This is a genomic window from Acinetobacter sp. YH12144 (genome assembly GCF_013418345.1).
Taxonomy (GTDB): Bacteria; Pseudomonadota; Gammaproteobacteria; order Pseudomonadales; family Moraxellaceae; genus Acinetobacter; species Acinetobacter amyesii.
This window is the reverse complement of the sequence record NZ_VPCD01000001.1, coordinates 55946-73350: the sequence shown is the minus strand read 5'-3', so window position 1 is coordinate 73350 and position 17405 is coordinate 55946. Positions and strand designations below refer to the sequence as shown.

Genomic DNA, 17405 nt, shown 5'->3' with positions numbered 1-17405 from the left:
AAATGACAATTTATCAGTCATCAGTTAAAAATATAGTTCAATCCTCTGTGACATATAAAGCATACTCAGAAACAACGGGAATTAAAGCTCGTTATCGGGATGCGGATGGAGGTGTAATAGGTGCAAAGTCAATCACTAGCGGGAATTTAAAGTTTGATCTAACTTATGGTTTTAGTGAACAGATTTTACCAAGCTCTATTCGTTTCAAATTAGGTGGAGAGACTTATATTGACCGTACTGGGACTTTATATAGAAATATTGATCAAAATAACGGGAGCGGCACACTTTCGGGTGAGGTTAAATATGGTACAGGTGAGATAAATGTTAGTTCATGGGCACCCAACACAGATAACATCTTAACACTAGAGTCATTAGCAACAACAACCGACCTGCCACCACTAAGCCATATTAGCTTCAGAACGCCAGTGATTCCACTTCGACCCAGCTCATTAACCGTGGTCGTAGGCACGCTTGAGCATGGTCAGCTCACACTGACTGCCGATGAAAACGGGGTGATTGAGACTTCACGTGCTCACGGTCTGGTGAATTGGGACAATGGTTTTGTGCAGATTTATTTCTACACCAAAACTGAAGTGACTGCTGCCAATCGTGCGGAGTTGGAAGCTGAAGACTGGTACGATCCACTGCTTGAATATGAAGAAGCGAGTAAGACTTACATCAATGTGCCAGTGTGGGTAGATGCTTCAAGCGTTCGCTATAACGCTATTGCTTATACCTATCTGCCGATTGATTCTGAATTACTGGGCTTGTCTGCCACGCGCCTACCCATCGATGGTCGCGTACCGATTTTCCGAGTCGGTGGTATTGGTATTGTCAGTTCAACTAAGTCACAAGCATTACCAAGTGCGATTGCCGGTACGACGTACGACTTAAATGATCAGCGTATTGCGTGGTGCGAGCTTGAAGATGCAAACGGAGTGAAAGTCAGCCATGACCTATACACCGTTGATTATGATTATGGCCGTGTGACGCTAGGCGGGGATTTCACGCTGCTGGGATTGGTTGAGCCATTAACTGCCAAGTATCGGTATCAAGATATGGGGCAGATTCGGGATGTACAAATTAATGGCCAAGTCACTTTTACCAAGCCATTAACCCACAACTATGATGCAGACAATACAATCGTTGGATCAGCACTGGTCATCAATGATATGCAAGCGCGTTATACACGAAAATTCGTGCAACAGACCTGGTCAAATCAATGGTTAGATGAGCCGACGGGCACGTTAATCAGTGCGAATTACAATGATGCGCTTTATCCAATTCAGGTCACGAATAAAGGCGCAATTCAAGAGCGTTGGTATATCCAGTTTACGGATGGCACAAACTTTAAATGCGTGGGTGAATATACAGGGCAGATCGGTACAGGTACAACCAATGCAGATTATGCCCCGATCAATCCGGTCACAGGGGTGCCATATTTCGTGATTAAAAAAGAAGGTTGGGGTAGTGGTTGGGCCAATGGTAACGTTCTGCGATTTAACACCATCGCTTGTAATTTCCCTGTTTGGGTTATTCGTACTGTGAAGCAGTCTGAACCTACAGTAATCTCAGATGCATTCCAAATTATGCTACGTGGTGATATTGATCGCGTGGTTTAAAAATTAAATCAAATATGACCGCTTAATGCGGTCTTTTTTATGGATAAATAAAAATGGTCGCAAGTACAGATACCAAGTTTTACGTTTACACAAACACAGGAGCGCCTGAGCTAAACAATCAATTTGGGTGTATGTTGAGTGTTTTAGATGCATGTCTGATTAATGGCTTTGGTTCGCAAACTGTTTCAACATTGACTGCAAGCGGAACGACAGTCACAGCGACTTTTGGTTCTGCTCACAACTTTATGCAATATCAAGTGATTAAAATTGCAGGTGCAAACCAAACCGAATTTAACGGTGAGCATCGTATTCTGACAGTGCCGAATACCAACACAATTACATTTCAGCTCGCAGCAGCGCCAAGCGTAACAACAGCTACAGGTACCATTAGTGCGTCATTGCCAGCGTTAGGGTGGGAGAAGCCGTTTAGCTCAACACACGCAAGCGGTACAGGGGGGAAAGCGGCTTATCGCTCGTCTAATACTTTGCTTGCTTCACGCCCTTTTTTGCGTGTAGTTGATGAGCTAGACCCTGCTTACAACCAATCTTACGCCAAATATGCAAAAGTCGGCATTGTTGAAGATATGACTGGTATTGATACGATGCTTGGCGCACAAGCCCCTTTTGATGTGAATGCCCCTGATAAAAATTGGGTGGCTACAGGGAGTAGTACAAGTGTAATTAATGGTTGGGCGAAGTGGTATTATGCTATGGGTGGGAATGAGAACTCTTCAACAAATGAAACAACACCAGCTCCGAGCGGAAAGAGAGAGTGGGTGATAGTTGGAAATGACTCATATTTCTATTTGTTTGCTAGATTTCATACATCTAATAGCTACACAGGTAGGATGTTCCCTTATTTTTTTGGACCACTTGATGCAGACTATAGTCAAACATCGGCGATTATTGCGTTGCACAACAATAAACAAGCAAGTGATAGCGTACTCCCTTATGGTTTATCAGCCCTTTCAGTAGAAGGTGTTGATAAACAAATTTCTTTGTTAAGTGATTATAAAAAACAATCAAAATCGGTTTTTGCAAAAACATTGCCACCGAGAAGTGTTGTAAGAACAGGTTACTCAAATTACTTCAAACCGCCTGATGCGGATGTGCCAGTATTTTCATTTAGATTGCCAATCATTGAGTCGGACAGCAATGTACCGAGAGGCAATATGCCAGGAGTGTACTGGTTGGGTCAGGCTACTCCTTATGGAAATTTATTAGCATTTTTAGATGGCAGTGAGATAAAACTGCCGATTTATTGCATGGCTTACGAACTGGGGCAGATGCTATTTGATATAGGGGACAGTGTATGAAAATAGATACAGCAGTTCATTTTAATCTATTTGCTCAAGACGCAACAAAAACATACATAAACCCATTGGTAATTAAAGGGCGAATTACCGAAATGGGGAGTAATATTCCGTGTCGAGTTAGGTTATTTGAAAAAAGCACTGGCCGTCTAATTTCGGATATTCAAACAGATGTTAATGGTAATTATGAGTTTAGAAATCTTTCAAAAACCAAATTCTTTATTGTTGCTCATCATCCAGCTTCTCAATTCAACGCAGTCATTCAAGATAATGTGGTGCCAAAATGAGTAAAACATCCGTCAATGCTCGGCTTGCCATGATTCAAGCCTTTTCAGAATTTATGGATAGCGGCAGCCAAAGTGCTACCGTTATTTTTTATGAGGGTGTGCAGCCTGCAAATACAGACGTTGCGGCAGATTCTAACAATGCTTTGGTCACTTTGGTTTTTCCTGAACCCTGCATTAAAGAAACTACGCCAACTTATGTTGAATTACATCCCACTGATACAGGCTCGGTGATTAAGTCGGGCACAGCTACATGGGCACGGATTTATAATGGTGCAGGTGAAGTCGCTGCTGATCTAACCGTGGGTACTGATATATCGCTGGCTAATACCAATTTGGCTTTGGGTGGTACGTTGTTTATCCAGTCCATCAAACTTAGACCGTAACTAAAAAAAGGTGCTCATGTGGATTTTAAAAATAAGCTCGGCACCGTTGATGCGCACAACCTTAATCTAAATTTTAAGCCTGATAATACCGACAGCCACAACATCATTCTCAATTTTGAGCACCTAGCCGACGGCTCAACTAATCTAAACTTTGGGGATGATGTATCCGCAGTTATTGACACGGTTTTAGAGACTGATTTTAGTTTTGAAGTCACTGCAATTTATGCCGAAAGTGGTTTAAATACTGCAGTCATAGACACGGTACTGGATACTGAGTTTAACTTTGAAGTCGTTGCGGTTTTTAAAGAAAACACAGATGTTGTCGGGCAGATTGATACCGTCCTAGACACCAGTTTTAGCTTTGAAATTGTTGCTGAATTCGCTGAAAACCTATGTACGATTGATACAGTTCTTGATACTAATTTTATGTTTGAAATCGAAGCATTATTCGATATTAACCATATTTTAGGGGTATCAATAACCTTTGGTGCACAGTTCAAAAAGGCTATTGCCAGTTTAAGTGTGGTGAAAATGCCATGGTCTAAGCCAGTTTTAAGAGTCTTAAATGAGGCTCTTTTTTATGAGCAGAGTTTGGTTCTCTCTAATCAAGTGGATGTTCGATTTGAACAGGCGGGCTCGCTGAATCGTGTTGTTAGATACATGTGTGAGCAAGCTACTGGTCTGAGCTCTGATGCTTATATGGTTTGGGAAGAAGGTGATAAACGCTTTATTCATCAGCGCTACCTGCATGAAGAAGCGATCAAACTGCGGCATAACCGGGAAACGGTCTGGCAGGAAATGATCCGCAGGCGCAAGCAATTCACCTATTCACATGAAGTCGCTGAGCAATTCGATAAGCGCTTTTCATTCGAATGGGATAAAGGCTTAGAGATTATCACCAAGTCAGAATTGCCTTGGGATAAAGCCAAATCCATTCATTATCGCAAACATCCGATTCAACCTTGGCCAAAGCCAGAAATACCTAAATATGAAGGTAGCGGTGATTTAAATTTTGTCTGCTTGTGTCATGACGTTGATTCACACAATGTCATTTTAAATTTTGGTGCGGATGATTGTATTCCAGCACTACCAAATAAAAACTGGTGGTATATCGTGAATGATTTAAGTGCGGAACGCTTAGATAATGGTGAGCCGATTAAAGTGATTAGCGGTACATACAACTGTAGCCGTAGTACGTGGTGCTGGTCTTATTCGATTACTGTGGCGCAAACGGAAAAAGAGAAGTTACAGCCAATCAATGATCAGCCGGTGATTCTAAAATTAATGATCAATGGTTTTGAACATCATGTATTGCTTGAGACCGAAACAGAGACAATTAAGTTTGCGAACAAGTCATACACTTATGATGGTCGAAGTGTCACAGCATTGAATGCAGCGGATTACACCAATAAGCGATCATTTATCCAAGATAATGAGCGAACCTCTGTACAGCTCGTTCAAGCAGAAATTGATCGAGCTCAATCCGGTACTGAATTGGACTGGAAGTTGATTGATGACGTCGGCTGGATCGTACCAATTGAGAGCCTAAGTTATGCGGAACTTGCGCCAATGGATGCAATAAAGCAGGTTGTTGAAGCTGGTGGTGGTTTTATCTACAGCCAAAAGTCAGGTAATACGCTTTCAATCTTGCCTCGTTATAAAAAGGGCTATTGGGATGCAATGACTGTGGGCGACTACGATATCCTGATTTCACAGAGTATAGTGATTCAACAAACCATTGAACAAAACAAGGATTACATCGCCGACTTCAATGCCATTAATGTCGTGAATAGTCGAAGTGGTGACAGCCTGACTGTGAAACAGCGCAACACTGCAGGTGATATTCCTCTTGAAGCTGTGACTGGCCCAATGTTTGATGTCGTGTCGGGTGCAAGCTTTGGCAAGATGGAGTTGATTAAAGCCAATATTCAAGAATTCCACACCTTATCGGGTTTGCTGGTCTCTCAAGAAATTGGAGAAATGCTGCCGGGTAAAACCGTGGCATTCCACGGACAGTGGTGGGGAATCATTGATTCTGTGAGCGGTTCGTTCAGTCATGGCAAAGTGACGGAATCCATCAAAGTGGAGCGCATTCATCGTGAGTAATCCATTATTTGAACTTCGTAAACTACTGAACCCGACGCATGTTGAGTTAATTGGAACAATCACTTCTGCAAGCCATCCTGAATACCGTGTTCAAGTGAATGGAGGATCGGGACCAGTACTTTGTACCAGCGGGACGTCCTACAACATAGGGCAACGTGTGTTCATTTCAAATCAACAAATCATACGACCAGCTCCATCAGGTCAACACAGTCAGATAGAAGTCTGAATCATTTAAACAATGGCACCGAAAGGTGCTTTTTTATTGCCAAAAATTAGGGGGCGCAATGCCAAATGACTACCCGACAGACCCACCAGTAGCAACAGCAGGGCAGCTTCTTGCCATCTCAGACAAGATCAACGACATATCAAAAAATATGGATAAGCTTGCTGAAATGCCCCAAAAACTTGACCGCATGAATATGCAGTTGGAGCAACTCAACAAAGAGCATCAACAGACCCGCAATGACTTAACTCAAACTCGTGACAATCTGCAAGAAGATTTAGACCGAGCAAAGTCAAACTTTAAAAGCGAGATTAAGCAACTCAGGAATGAAGTTGAGCCAAGATTTAAGGAGGTGGATTCACAGATCAGAGTGCTACATGAGAGCAAAACCAAGATTGACAGTATTACCAACCTTGTGCGCTTTGGTGGCATTTTCTTAGCAGGTCTATTCGTCGTCGCTTGGAATACTCAGACGAGCAAAACAGACACAGTAAATACTCAGACAATGGCAAATAGCCAATCTATTCAAGTTCTTGAAAAACAGGCCGAGCAGCTTTTAAGAACGGTTGAAGAAATCCGAAATAAACTTTACGAGCGAAATATAAGAGAGGAAAAATGAAACTAATCCAAGAAAGTGCATTTCAGTACTTATCCGTAAAGCTCCCACTGCTGGGGGCTTTTTTAATGCTTGCGGTTTTAGTGCTGCAATGGGCATTAGACTTTAATTTTATCCCTGAACAATATGCGCCTTTCATTATTGGTACAGTATTGCCAGCTTTGAGCTGGATAGGTCGTAAGATTGCACAGCCACAATTGCATAATCAGACTTTAGGCTTTGCCACCATTACAGCAGGGCACAGTAATACGGATCCCGGTGCAGTCAATGGTAAAACCAAAGAAGCAGATCTGGTCGTCAATTTCCGCAATGCAGTGACTCATTATTTGCGTGAAGCCGGATTGCAGGTCAAAACCGATGGTACCGGCACCAAGAACGACCCACTGTCTGCTGCGGTAAAATTAATTCAAGGCTCAAGTGTAGCAGTCGAATTTCACATGAATGCAGCGACTTCAAAACAAGCGAATGGGGTGGAAACGATTGCATTGCCGAAAGACAAGAAGCTTGCTCAAGACTTATCCAAAGCTGTAGCGGATGCTCTTGGTAGTCGCTTACGTGGTGATAATGGTTGGATTGATCAAAGTAAATCTGCACGTGGTCGCTTGGCATACGTGAATGCTGGCGGTTTGATTGTTGAGCTTGGTTTTATTTCTAACGAAGATGAACTTGCTCGATTCAATGCGCGTTACTGGTTGGCTGCTAAGGCTGTGGCTAAAGTGTTAATTGACTATGAAAAAGGACTTAAATAATGACTACATTAACAATTGAACAAGTCGCCAAATCCACGCTTGAGGTTGCTGAATCTGGTGGCCCAATTCTAAGCCAAGTAGCGAAGTACATGGATGCAGCTGAGAAACTAAAGAGCAGTACTTTATCTGGTGAAGAAAAGCGTAGCTGGGTTATTGAGTACGCTAAAAAGGAAATCAGGGAAGTGTTCAATAATCTTGATTATTGGATTCCTTTGATTATCCGTTTTATTAATGCAGTTAAGACAGCTTTTAATGCTTTGAAAGCTATTTTTTAAAAGTTAAATCCCTCAAGTAAGGGCTTTTGGTGCAAACCCTACGCAACAAGGCGTGTTGGGGTTTGCTGTTTTAGAACACATTAAATTATTAAAATGTGGATAAATACTAATCCAAACGGTTTGCAATCTCGCTTGCTGTAGCATTGTAGTAAACCATGAGGCTGCGTAAATCCTTGTGACCAATCATTCTAGCCAAGTCTAAAACTTCAAGCTTTCTAGCAAGTCTGGTGCATGCCTCATGTCTTGAGTCATGAAAATGTAAATCCTCAATTTCACACTTATCTCGCAACTTTCGCCAAAGCGTATCGAAACTGGCATCTTTCACAGTAAATACATTATGGCTATCTATTCCCCTCATCAATTCAAGTAGTTCAACAGCACGCTTTGACAGGGGCACATGTCGTTTGGTTCCATTCTTTGTTTCATTCAAAGTCACATATCTATTCTTTAAATAAACCCGATCCCAAGTTAGGCCGCGAATCTCACCAGCTCGCATAGCTGTTTCAAGCGCAAGCAAAAAGGCAATTATAATTTGCTGAGTAAAGTTTTCAGGTGCTTGATTGTTGAAGTCAGCCGCAAGACACAATCGCTCGATCTCATCTTCTGTGATTCGTCTGTCACGGTGAGCTGGCGGTGGAGGCATCTTTAAATCACTCATAGGTGACTCATATACCCATTTCCATTCTGTGCGTGCTACTGTAAACAAAGCTGACAGTATATTTCCTTCACGCCTAACCGAAGCGGGCTTGACTGTTTTTAACCTAGTATCACGCCACACCACAAAGTCATCTGTAGATATTTTAGCAATGTGTTTTTTGCATAGTTTAGGAAAGTTTTTCTGAAATGCCTTGAATCGCTTAATTTCAGCATCGCAGCCTTTGTGCTTTGGGCACACTTCCGCAATGTATCTTTCAATTGCACAATTTAATGTATAATCAGGTAGCTTTCCGCGTGATAACTCTCTTAATTCAGTTTCACGTTTAGATGCCCATGCGCGAGCCTGAGTCTTAGTGTCGAATGTCGCACTTTCCCGAGTACCATTCACACTAATCTCAGCTCGCCAAGCATCACCCCTTTGTCTAAAGGTGGCCATAATTTTTCCTTTAAAATGTTGTGGCGTAAATTTGGCGTAATCAATATAGAATGAATAATAGGGAATAATAAGGAAACATTAAACTATTGAATTAATGAGCCACACTTAAACCCATAAAAATAAAGAAAAAATAAGGAAAACTAAGGAGAACCAAGGAATAGTAAGGAAACCGCAAATTTCGGAAAGTGCCCGCTGAGCGCACCATTTCCTTGTTTGATTACATTCGACTTAATCCTAATATTATTAAAAATTAATAACTTATATCTGTCTATTGTCCGATAATGTCCGAAGGCGTTTTAGGATACCGTAAGTTTTTACGGTATTTTTTACGGTACATCCTGTTTCTTGAAAAAATATACCGTAAAAAGATGCCTAAACTTGTTATTAGTCTTACTGACTCAAAAATTAAATCAGCTATATCAATGCAAAAGAAAACATCTGAGAAAAATATTAAGCTTTCAGATGGTGGCGGCCTTTATCTACTATTAGATATAAAAGGTGGGGCATATTGGCGTTTTGATTATATTCGCCCAGTTACAAAGAAAAGAGCCACTATTGCTATTGGGGTGTATCCAAGCTGCACATTAGCATTAGCACGTTCAAAACGAAGTGAGTTCAAAGAACAGCTTGCGAAGAATATTGATCCTGCCATGCAGAAAAAACGTGAAGATGAATTAACACAACATAAAAAACATACTTTTCAGCTAATTGCAGATGAATATCGTAAAACAGAAGAGTTAGAGCCTAGTACTCAGCGAAGGAATCAATTTGTTTGGGATAAGTTATATGCTGCAATTGGTAATTATCTAATAGACAGTATTACACCATCGCAAATTTTAGAAGTATGTCGTCTATATGAGAAACAAGGTAAAACGGATTCGGCAAAGCGCATGAGAAGCAAAGCTTCGCAGGTCTTTCGTTATGCAATTGTTTTAGGTTTGTGTCAGTTCAATGTTGCTGATCAAATTAACGGGATTTTGAAGGTAGGGAAAACCAAGCATAGGGCTGCAATTACGGATGAGCAGCATTTAGGACAGCTACTTAGAAATATAAATAAAAATGTAGGGCGTGGGGATATTGCTATTGATTATGCAGTGAAAATCTTACCTCATGTATTTGTACGTCCTGGGGAGTTGCGAACAGCAAAATGGGTAGATATAGATTTTGAAAATAAAACATGGAGCTATACACCACCAAAAACTAAGAATCAGACAGCTTTACAACATATTGTTCCTCTGTCTGATCAAGTGCTAAAACTTTTTAAAGAACTACATCAAATGACTGGGCATACACATTACTGTTTTGTTTCGATGCGGGATAAGACGAAAACTATCAGTGAGTCGACTATTAATAAACGATTGAAACAATATGGTTTTGAGAATGGTGAAACAACTGGGCATGGGTTTAGAGCAACGGCAAGAACCTTATTAGATGAAGTTTTAAAGTTTCCGATCGAACGTATTGAGCAGCAGTTAGCTCATCAGGTTCGTGACATGCATGGGCGGGCGTACAACCGTACTAAGTACTTAGAAGAACGAACAGCGATGATGCAGGCATGGTCTAATTATTTAGATCAACTTGAAAGTGGATGATATCTATATTGTTATGAATAGAGAGTCGATTAAAATAAAAGCCTTAAGAAATTAATTTTTTAAGGCTTTTTTCTTTTCTAAATCCTGAAATGGACTCAGTACTTATAGTGTCCTCAAGGGAGAGGATGTTCAAAGAGCGACGAGTATCAAGATTGATTCACAACCAAGAACTCCTTTTTTTGTATCATCTAAATAATAAAGAACCAATGAGTAGTGAATCAATTCTGGCTGTGATTAAGCGGTCAGGCTATGCAGGTCGAATGACAACCCATGGTTTTAAATATCTGCTCAGCGCGATTGTGAATGAATCAAATTTATTCAGTTTGGATGCAATTGAGCGCCAGCTTGCTCATGCTCCTCAGAACCGAATTAGATCCGACTATAACCGAGTGAAGTACTGGGATGAGTGGGCAAAAGTTATGGAGTGGCCTTGGGAATAGGTAAGAAATTGGGGGTGTTAAGTAGGGGTATTTTCATTTTATTTTCTCACTTAATTATAGTTTAAATTGATTTCAGAGACGTGCCTAGCACGTCTTTTTTTATGCCTGAAATTTATTCAGGTTTAGATGATCATCTATTGATGTATACAAATTAACTCATCAAAAAATAAGTTTGACTCTAGTTTTTCATAAGTAAAATTAAGGGTATAGACCTACATAAATAAATATATATATCATAACTATCTATAGTATAAGTGATATTATTAATGGGATAGAAATTAAAATAAATCTATTTAATCTTTGTTTTAAAGGATTTTAGTAGCAATTTTTATAGCATATTTAAAATAATACAGTGCTAAAGTTTTTTTTGTCAGACCTACACGAAGACTTTAGAGGGGAATTTGAATTTAATGTTAAGAGTATTATTGAAGGATGAAGAGTTTTGTGAGGGGCTTTTTGCTTATCTCAAGGAAAAGTTTAGGCTCAGATTAAGTGGTCTGAGCAGCATGCAAAAATTTAATGATCTATATATTTATCATGAGACAATTCTTGCTCTTGAAAGCTTACATGGAGCGTTGCTAAAAATAGAAAGTCACTCTGCGCCAACGAGGAATGACTATGAGAAGGCAAAGATGGCAAATGATTTAGAGGAGCAGAGTAGAATTATTGAGTTTTATAAAAAGTTGGTTTTGGTCGATGAGGCACAGCATGAGGCCTTTTTAAAATTCCATGAAAACTATATTTTTGATTCATTGATTTCTAGTTACTCATCTTATTATTTTGATCAGAGAGAAAATCTGAGCACTAAACTTGTAAATTGGACGGTCGAGACGTTTCAAGCGGAGAAAGTATTTCAATACGTTGAAGAATTTGAAAGACAAGTTAAAGAAGGGAGATTGGGACACTCTCGGCTAATACAGGATGAAGAAAATCAGCAGAATTCTGTTCATAAACAGCTTATGGATGACTATGATTATTTAGTGCAAAAAAATATACAAATTGGTTCAAGTGTTATTGAAATTGAATTACCTTCCACACTGCTTATGGTAGATGGAGCTGAAGGCTCTTGGTCGGGAGCTTTATTGGCGAAGGTCATTCAGAGACTGCAAGGTTATTTGGGAAATGATAATGCGATATTAATGTATATAAATCATAGTCACATTGTTAGTTATGGAACGATCAATTTATCATATCTGATTATCTACAAAACAACGGTCTATAATAATCATAAGCTGCTTTACCAAAAAATTTACGAGCAAGTTTTTGCAATAGTTGGTGAGATACATAGTTCTGAAGTTTCTATAATCAATTATGCAGCTATGCTTGAAAAAATATATCCCAAGGAAAAATTTGTGGGTGGGCTATCGTCAAAAAAAGATAGAAAAGTATTCGGTGATAAATTTTTAAAGTATTTTTTATGCAGTACATTTTTGATCAATCTAGATAAAAATGATGAGTTGAAGATTCAAGAGGATCTGAAGGGACTCGTTTTAAATAAAGGTATGTGTTTTAAGGATAAAGTTGAAAATCTCCATAAATCAAAAGAAAGAGCGGATTTGCTGTGTAAGCCATCAAAGCCTAGTCCACTTTATTTGGATGAGCTAGTAAAAAAAATTGACTCATTTGAAATGAATAGCTTCTTCACTACAAAAGAGTTGCCAATTGAAGATGCTAAGTGGTTACAGGTGATTCATCTTTTGTATCGGCAACAAGCTATAGTCGAAGTAGATGTGTATGTACAAGAAATGATGTATATAGAATCATTCTTAATTAGACTGGATAGAACAATAATTTATGAATTTAGTGAAAGAAATAATTCAGATATTTTTTTGAGATCACCATCACTTAACAAGCTTTCTTTCATCTTTAGGCAGTTCATTCTATGTTCTTTATTTTATTGCTGTAAAAACTCTGACAATATTTCAAAGAAATTAAGTACAGAGCATTCTTATCGCTTTCTTAGCCATTTTGTTGATAGCTTTCAATTAAAAGGTTATTTCTGTAATGATATTAGAAGCCTTAAAAGAGATTTAAGGGAAGAACAGTTTAGGCTTAAAGAAAGCATAAATAGAGAAAGAAAGAAATTTATCAAAGCGGATGAAAAAGTAGATACGATTAAAAGTTATCTTAAACATGTGCTTAATGGTAAAGATGTTGTAGTTTGCCGATTTATTTTTAAGTGTGAGGTTAACGATAAAGAAGGTGCAGAGCATTTTGATGCAATGTTTAGAGATTATATTGAGAATCTTAAACGTAGACGCACAGCTACAATGTATTTGGATGGTCATGTGGCAGCATATATTCCTAATTCTCAAGAGCACTATATTGATGCAACGTTGATTTTTAGGATTGATGACAAAGTAAGCGAAATTTCCTCTAGTCTTTTGGGTGAGGTTAAAGAATATTGGGCTAATTATGTGCAATATAAGCATGATCAAATTTTAACATATAATAAAAAACATCCTAAAAAAACCATGAAAGGTGTAACTAATCCATTTAAATTTTTTAGTGATTCTTATTTAATTGCTGAGCCTGTATCAGTGGTTTTAGAGGAACGAGAATTGAACTTTTCTTCAGTTATTCTCTATAGTGGACAAAGGAAAAAGCAAAGCTTGTTTGTTCATTATGCATCTACATACTATGCTCACTGTCAAATGATCCTAGTTACTCCATCTGAATATAAAATGTTGAGTAGAAAAAAGTGTTTAATTTTAGGGCGCCCGAAACGGAAATCTATTGATAAGCCATCCAAAGCTACTAATGTAAGTGACTCTGATCAATTAATATCAAGTAATCCAACAGTAAGTGGCAACATTGAATAGGTGACTAATTTAACTTTTAATTCTTGACTGATTTTGGATGATAAATACTGACCTAACTTCCGCTTCCACTTTATCCCTATAAATAGAGAAAATCGTCAGATTTTCCATATTTGCTATAGAAGTAGAGATTGTGAATTCTTGTGCGATAGATTGGGGTATCTTCCAAGTATAGATCGCTAGGATATATATTTAATATTATTTATTAAATACTTAAACATTCTTAATCAACCTTCATCACTCCAAATGATGAAGGTTATTTATTGAGATCCATATTTCAGTCCGTGTGTAAAAAATACTGAGCAGTGATTCCTATGTCTTTAACTAAGCATAGGAAATACATTCGTGAACGAAGCACAAACCTTACTGAACATTGAAAACTTCATGCTTAAGGTATCTAAAAGAAAATACCATTGGAATGATTTCCAGTCGGACTTTGATGCACTTAAAAGAAAAGCAATAGCTGTTCACAATCCAGACTGTAAATACAGCCCTTTAGTACAAGCCTATTTCAATCTGCTCCCTGAAAATATTTCTTGTGAGGATCAGGAGATCTTTGAAAGTAAGAGCGTATTTCAATGCTTTCAGCGGGAGTTGGCTGAAAAGCAGGAAAGCTTCTTGGATGGATTCATTGATCAGATTCGAGATAACCAAGGAAGTTTAAAAAATTATTTTAATGAGCTGTTAGATCGACATCGTAAGCTACTCTTGGTAAGAGTTGATCTGTCATACAAGGTTTTGTCACAACCGAGTATATGTAAGTTCAATCGTGATATTGAGAAGTTGGTTAGTCGCATTCAAGATAAGGATACTATTTTTAAGGATCAGGTCGGGTATGTTTATCGTCTAGAGCAGGGTGGAAAAAGCAGAGGGTATCATTGTCATCTGTTGCTGATATATAACGGTTCTTTGCGTAATCGAGATTCTTACTTAGGACAGTGCATTGGTGAATTGTGGAAAGATAAAATTACAGGAGGGTGTGGACAGTTTTATAACTGCAATCAAGCTGAGCATAAAAAGTATTATTGGGGTTTGAATCAGTTAGGTATTGGAATGATTGAAAGGCGTAACTCTAAAGAGGTAGGGAACGCGTTAAAAGCAATAGGTTATTTAGCTGATCCTGATAAAGATGATCAATACTTAAGAGCTCCTTTGAAGGGCATGCGGAAGTTTAGTAAAGGTGGCTCAGGGCGCAGATAACGGGATTCCAAAAAATCATAGATATACATCATTAACATGAACGAAGAATGTTTATTTCCCCCTAACATTCAAAAACAGAGGCTTGCCATGCGGTAAGCCTTTTTTCATTTTTGAGGTATATCTTATGAGTTTAACTTGTCCTTACTGCTTATCCGATCAGGTCATCCAAATTGTGAATCAACAAGTGAATGGTACTGAACTATCGGGTCTAAGAGCATCTGCTTCATTAGCGACCATTGGTGCATCCATTTCAAAGAGCCTACCTTTGCCTGTGTCACCACTTTTAGGAGGTCTCGCAGGCGCAGTCATTGGTGGTTTATTCAGTAGTGTGTTTGATGAGCCGAAAAAGCCGATCACTATGACTTACTACCACTGTAATCATTGTCAGCAGAACTTTCGCTGAGCCAGCATAGGAGATCGAATCAATGGCCCATCAAATTGAACAAATCGCCTATGTAGGTGAAACGCCTTGGCATGGCTTAGGTAATCAGCTGAGTCCCAATCAACCTCTGGAAGTTTGGGCGCGGCAGGCAGGAATGGATTGGCGTATTGAAACATCTGATGTCAGTTATATGGCTCAGAATGAACGTGGTCAAAGCATTATCATGCCATTTGAAGAACAGCGTGTGCTGTATCGCTCAGATACCCATGCACCGTTATCTGTGGTTAGTCAGCGTTATCAGGAAGTTCAACCAAAAGAGATTTTGGAGTTCTATCGTGATCTAACAGAACAATCAGGCTTCGAGCTTGAAACAGCAGGTGTCTTGAAGGGCGGTAAGAAGTTCTGGGCATTGGCGCGTACAGGTCAAAGTACAGCGTTGAAAGGCAAGGATGTCAGTAATGGCTATATCTTGCTTGCGTCGGCCTGCGATGGAACTTTGGCAACAACAGCGCAATTTACCAGTATCCGTGTCGTGTGCAATAACACGCTTGCGATTGCTTTGAAAGGCGCAACTGCAAGTTCAGGTGTGGTCAAAGTGCCGCACAGCACCAAGTTCGATGCAGAGAAAGTGAAACAGCAATTGGGTGTTTCAGTGCGTGCATGGGATGAACACATGTACGAAATGAAACAATTAAGCCAGCGTAAAGTGAGTCAGCAGGAAGCCAAAGCTTACTTTGATGCAGTCTTCAATAACAGCACCATGTCTATTGCAGATCCTGAGGAGAACATTATTCAGTTCTACCGTCAGGTGGCAAGCAACCCACCACAGCAAAACAAAACTGAACCAAATGGAAGAGCGATGACTAAAGCACTCGACATGTTTAATGGTCAGGGACGAGGAGCAGATCTTTCATCGGCTAAGGATACGGCTTATGGCTTACTCTGTTCGATCACGGAATTTGTTGATCATGAACGTCGTGCCATGAGTACAGATCATCGTCTCGACTCAGCATGGTTTGGTGCAGGTGCAAGTCTGAAACAAAGAGGCTTAGAGCAAGCTTTGGCATTGCTTGCCTGAGATACATTTAGCCTAAGCCATATCTAACTAAATACTTTCCACCTCATATCAACCATACCCAGCATGAAGCTGGGTATGGTTTTTTTATGCCGTTCAATATTTACAGAAATCTATATTTATAAGGATGTCGCAATGAATCAAATGATCCCAATAACACACCAGAAAGCTCCACAACCAACAATAAATCCCTTAATCACAGCTAAGCGTTCCAATACAGCCAAACGTTTGGTCAGTACCAAAGATATGGCCTATCAGGATTGGCTTGAAGTCCGTAAACAAGGTATTGGCAGCAGTGATGCTGCAACAGCATGCGGTTTAAACCCCTACATGTCGATGCTCGAACTGTGGCTGATCAAAACAGGCCGTCAGTCGCAGTCGATTGAAGATGAAAGCTCGGGTCTTGCACCACTGTATTGGGGCAAGCAACTAGAACCCTTAGTCGCTGAGTATTACAGCATGCACACCAATTCCAAGGTCCGCCGTGTGAATGCTGTTCTACAGCATCCTGATCCTGACAAGCACTTTATGTTGGCAAACTTGGATTACTCCGTTGTTGGCAATGAGGAAGTGCAAATTCTTGAATGTAAAACTGCAGGGGAGCATGGAGCCAAATTATGGCGAGATGGTGTGCCGCTATATGTATTGTGTCAGGTGCAGCATCAATTGGCTGTGACAGGAAAACTGGCAGCCCATGTTTGTGTATTGCTCTGTGGACATGAAACCAAAATCTTTAAGGTCACACGATCTGAATCAGTGATTGAGCACATCATCAATGCAGAACGTTATTTCTGGGAATGTGTGGAAAACGATACACCGCCATCGGTCGATGCAAGTGCATCGGCAGCGGAAGCAATCCAAAGGCTATATCCAAGTCATGTCCCACTGACAGTTGAAGATCTATCACAGAATGAAACCGCCAATCTCATGTTTGATAAGTTGATCAAACTGAAAGAAGAGATTCAGCATAAGCAGGAGCGATTTGATGAACTTAAGCATCAGATTCAGATGATGATGAAGGATGCTGAGCGTGCAGTATTCAGCCGTGGTTCAGTGGTGTGGAAGAAAGCCAAAGATAGTGTTGGTTTGAATACACAAGCTGTCTTGAAGCATCACCCCGATTTGATTGAGCTTTACCCATTGTATAGAGCTGGAAGCAGGCGCTTCAACATTTATTTAGATTCGTCGCTTTCAGACAGGCCAGCATAAAAAATCGGCAAAGCAGCCCCT

At 39.8% G+C, this 17405-nt stretch carries 15 protein-coding genes and 1 pseudogene; 15 read left to right on the top strand and 1 reads right to left on the bottom strand.

Features of this window, described 5'->3' with window-relative positions:
• The first annotated feature begins 2 nt into the window (after nucleotides 1-2).
• From FTU79_RS00340 to FTU79_RS00305, 8 genes are all read left to right on the top strand, one after another.
• Nucleotides 3-1622 (top strand): hypothetical protein, encoded by a 1620-nt coding sequence (locus FTU79_RS00340; RefSeq protein WP_180048660.1) that lies wholly within the window; start codon nucleotides 3-5, stop codon nucleotides 1620-1622.
• A 53-nt stretch (nucleotides 1623-1675) separates the two neighbouring features.
• Complete coding sequence (locus FTU79_RS00335) at nucleotides 1676-2938, top strand: hypothetical protein (protein WP_180048659.1); 1263 nt, start codon at nucleotides 1676-1678, stop codon at nucleotides 2936-2938.
• Nucleotides 2935-3222 carry a carboxypeptidase regulatory-like domain-containing protein gene (locus tag FTU79_RS00330; RefSeq protein ID WP_180048658.1) on the top strand — a complete coding sequence of 96 codons (288 nt, stop codon included), beginning with the start codon at nucleotides 2935-2937 and terminating at the stop codon, nucleotides 3220-3222. The genes FTU79_RS00335 and FTU79_RS00330 overlap by 4 nt, the downstream gene beginning before the upstream one ends.
• Entirely contained in the window at nucleotides 3219-3605 is a 387-nt protein-coding gene (locus tag FTU79_RS00325) for a hypothetical protein (protein WP_180048657.1), read from the top strand. Before FTU79_RS00330 ends, FTU79_RS00325 begins: the two co-directional genes overlap by 4 nt.
• 18 nt (nucleotides 3606-3623) lie before the next feature.
• Nucleotides 3624-5711 carry a hypothetical protein gene (locus tag FTU79_RS00320; RefSeq protein ID WP_180048656.1) on the top strand — a complete coding sequence of 696 codons (2088 nt, stop codon included), beginning with the start codon at nucleotides 3624-3626 and terminating at the stop codon, nucleotides 5709-5711.
• Between the two features lie 284 nt (nucleotides 5712-5995).
• Nucleotides 5996-6553: a hypothetical protein gene (locus FTU79_RS00315; RefSeq protein WP_180048655.1), complete on the top strand. Its 558-nt coding sequence runs from the start codon at nucleotides 5996-5998 to the stop codon at nucleotides 6551-6553.
• Nucleotides 6550-7299, top strand: coding sequence for an N-acetylmuramoyl-L-alanine amidase (locus FTU79_RS00310; protein ID WP_180048654.1), 750 nt, complete (start codon nucleotides 6550-6552; stop codon nucleotides 7297-7299). Before FTU79_RS00315 ends, FTU79_RS00310 begins: the two co-directional genes overlap by 4 nt.
• Complete coding sequence (locus FTU79_RS00305) at nucleotides 7299-7574, top strand: hypothetical protein (RefSeq protein WP_180048653.1); 276 nt, start codon at nucleotides 7299-7301, stop codon at nucleotides 7572-7574. Before FTU79_RS00310 ends, FTU79_RS00305 begins: the two co-directional genes overlap by 1 nt.
• 106 nt (nucleotides 7575-7680) lie before the next feature.
• Here FTU79_RS00305 and FTU79_RS00300 read toward each other — a convergent pair whose 3' ends face one another.
• Nucleotides 7681-8667, bottom strand: a complete 987-nt coding sequence (locus FTU79_RS00300) for a site-specific integrase (protein WP_180048652.1) — start codon at nucleotides 8665-8667, stop codon at nucleotides 7681-7683.
• 368 nt (nucleotides 8668-9035) lie between these two features.
• Between FTU79_RS00300 and FTU79_RS00295 the strand changes: the two genes are divergently transcribed.
• From FTU79_RS00295 to FTU79_RS00265, 7 genes and pseudogenes are all read left to right on the top strand, one after another.
• Complete coding sequence (locus tag FTU79_RS00295) at nucleotides 9036-10259, top strand: integrase arm-type DNA-binding domain-containing protein (RefSeq protein WP_180048770.1); 1224 nt, start codon at nucleotides 9036-9038, stop codon at nucleotides 10257-10259.
• A gap of 149 nt (nucleotides 10260-10408) precedes the next feature.
• A pseudogene (locus tag FTU79_RS00290) lies at nucleotides 10409-10699 on the top strand (integrase); the annotation flags it as partial.
• A gap of 410 nt (nucleotides 10700-11109) precedes the next feature.
• Complete coding sequence (locus tag FTU79_RS00285; protein WP_180048651.1) at nucleotides 11110-13521, top strand: hypothetical protein; 2412 nt, start codon at nucleotides 11110-11112, stop codon at nucleotides 13519-13521.
• A 342-nt stretch (nucleotides 13522-13863) separates the two neighbouring features.
• The gene (locus FTU79_RS00280) at nucleotides 13864-14718 is read left to right on the top strand and encodes an inovirus-type Gp2 protein (protein ID WP_180048650.1); all 855 of its coding nucleotides are present in this window, start codon (nucleotides 13864-13866) and stop codon (nucleotides 14716-14718) included.
• A 124-nt stretch (nucleotides 14719-14842) separates the two neighbouring features.
• Entirely contained in the window at nucleotides 14843-15121 is a 279-nt protein-coding gene (locus FTU79_RS00275) for a hypothetical protein (RefSeq protein ID WP_180048649.1), read from the top strand.
• 22 nt (nucleotides 15122-15143) lie between these two features.
• Entirely contained in the window at nucleotides 15144-16178 is a 1035-nt protein-coding gene (locus tag FTU79_RS00270; protein WP_180048648.1) for a DUF932 domain-containing protein, read from the top strand.
• 132 nt (nucleotides 16179-16310) lie between these two features.
• Complete coding sequence (locus FTU79_RS00265) at nucleotides 16311-17384, top strand: YqaJ viral recombinase family protein (protein WP_180048647.1); 1074 nt, start codon at nucleotides 16311-16313, stop codon at nucleotides 17382-17384.
• Nucleotides 17385-17405: the final 21 nt, after the last annotated feature.

Bases quoted from the DNA above. Each gene is read 5' to 3' on its own strand.
- FTU79_RS00330 (WP_180048658.1), top strand. From the start codon at position 2,935: ATGAAAATAGATACAGCAGTTCATTTTAATCTATTTGCTCAAGACGCA.
- FTU79_RS00295 (WP_180048770.1), top strand. From the start codon at position 9,036: ATGCCTAAACTTGTTATTAGTCTTACTGACTCAAAAATTAAATCAGCT.
- FTU79_RS00310 (WP_180048654.1), top strand. From the start codon at position 6,550: ATGAAACTAATCCAAGAAAGTGCATTTCAGTACTTATCCGTAAAGCTC.
- FTU79_RS00335 (WP_180048659.1), top strand. From the start codon at position 1,676: ATGGTCGCAAGTACAGATACCAAGTTTTACGTTTACACAAACACAGGA.
- FTU79_RS00275 (WP_180048649.1), top strand. From the start codon at position 14,843: ATGAGTTTAACTTGTCCTTACTGCTTATCCGATCAGGTCATCCAAATT.
- FTU79_RS00315 (WP_180048655.1), top strand. From the start codon at position 5,996: ATGCCAAATGACTACCCGACAGACCCACCAGTAGCAACAGCAGGGCAG.
- FTU79_RS00265 (WP_180048647.1), top strand. From the start codon at position 16,311: ATGAATCAAATGATCCCAATAACACACCAGAAAGCTCCACAACCAACA.
- FTU79_RS00285 (WP_180048651.1), top strand. From the start codon at position 11,110: ATGTTAAGAGTATTATTGAAGGATGAAGAGTTTTGTGAGGGGCTTTTT.
- FTU79_RS00325 (WP_180048657.1), top strand. From the start codon at position 3,219: ATGAGTAAAACATCCGTCAATGCTCGGCTTGCCATGATTCAAGCCTTT.
- FTU79_RS00270 (WP_180048648.1), top strand. From the start codon at position 15,144: ATGGCCCATCAAATTGAACAAATCGCCTATGTAGGTGAAACGCCTTGG.
- FTU79_RS00340 (WP_180048660.1), top strand. From the start codon at position 3: ATGACAATTTATCAGTCATCAGTTAAAAATATAGTTCAATCCTCTGTG.
- FTU79_RS00300 (WP_180048652.1), bottom strand. From the start codon at position 8,667: ATGGCCACCTTTAGACAAAGGGGTGATGCTTGGCGAGCTGAGATTAGT.
- FTU79_RS00305 (WP_180048653.1), top strand. From the start codon at position 7,299: ATGACTACATTAACAATTGAACAAGTCGCCAAATCCACGCTTGAGGTT.